Source organism: Poseidonibacter sp., assembly GCF_041821165.1.
GTDB lineage: Bacteria > Campylobacterota > Campylobacteria > Campylobacterales > Arcobacteraceae > Poseidonibacter.
This window is the reverse complement of record NZ_JBGUES010000277.1, coordinates 1-1,296: the sequence shown is the minus strand read 5'-3', so window position 1 is coordinate 1,296 and position 1,296 is coordinate 1. Positions and strand designations below refer to the sequence as shown.

The following is a 1,296-nucleotide window of genomic DNA, read 5'->3' as shown; positions in this document are numbered from 1 at the left end:
AGAAACAAATCTTTAAAGATACAGCATTAGAAAATCCAAGTAATGGAACTATTGAGTCTATTGAAAATATTAAATTAAAAGATATTAAAAAGTTTTTAAAAGAAACAATAAATTTAGATAACTTAATTATTGTTGCAGGTGGAGATTTTGAATATAAAGAGTTTAAAAAATTAATTAAACCATTAGTTCAATCTCTACCAAGAGGTCAAAAAAGAGAGTTAGAAAAAATTGCAATTAACTCAAAAGTTCAAGAAGAGACTTTGATTAAAGATACAGAACAAGCATATATTTATTTTGGTAGTTCATTTGATATTGACGTAAAAGATGAAGAAGTTTATATTGCTAAAGTTGCATCATTTATCTTAGGTGGTTCAGGTTTTGGTTCAAGACTAATGGAAGAGATTAGAGTTAAAAGAGGATTAGCATATAGTGCTTATGGATATATATCTATGAATAAATCATACTCTTACTTTAATGGATATTTACAAACAAAAAATGAATCAGCTAAAGAAGCACAAAAATTAGTAAAACAAATAGTAAAAGATTTTGTTAAAAATGGTGTTACTCAAGAAGAGCTTGATGCTGCTAAAAACTTTTTAACAGGAAGTGAACCTTTAAGAAGCGAAACATTAAGTCAAAGATTAAATAGATCTTTTTCATCTTTTTATAGAGGTTTAGATCAAAATCAACCAAAAATAGAACTAGAAAAAATTCAAAATTTAAAACTTGAAGATTTAAATAATTATATCAAATCACATGATGAGATTAATAATTTAACATTTTCAATAGTAAGGAAATAATTTGTTAAGATTTGCACCAAGTCCTACAAAAGATATGGATATATCAAATTTAAGAGCAGCTATTTTTAATTATATAGTTTCAAAACAATTAAATGAAAATTTAGTAGTTAGAATTGAGGATACAAATAAAGATAAAAATATTGAAGGTAAAGATAAAGAGATTTTAGAGATTCTTTCTTTATTTTCAATAGAATATTCTTATGCAGTTCATCAAAGTGATTCTTTAAAATATCATCAAAAAATGGCAATGCAATTATTAACACAAAAAAAAGCATTCTCTTGTTTTTGTGGAGATGATAAACTTAAAGAATTAGAAGATGAAGCTAAAAAGAAAAATGAATCATTTAAATATGATGGATTTTGTGAAACTTTATCAGATGAAGCAGTTCTTGAAGTAAATGCTCCATTTACAGTTAGAATTAAAAAACCAGAAGATGATATTGCCTTTTCTGATTTATTAAAAGGTGATTTAAAATCAACTGCTGATGATATTGAT

General features: G+C 24.8%; 2 protein-coding genes. Both read left to right on the top strand.

The window, feature by feature from the left end:
* The coding region (locus ACERKK_RS13135; RefSeq protein ID WP_373773525.1) for a M16 family metallopeptidase at positions 1–800 on the top strand (800 nt) is incomplete at its 5' end.
* A 1-nt stretch (position 801) separates the two neighbouring features.
* A partial coding sequence (locus ACERKK_RS13130) for a glutamate--tRNA ligase family protein (protein WP_373773524.1) occupies positions 802–1,296 on the top strand: 495 nt, incomplete at its 3' end.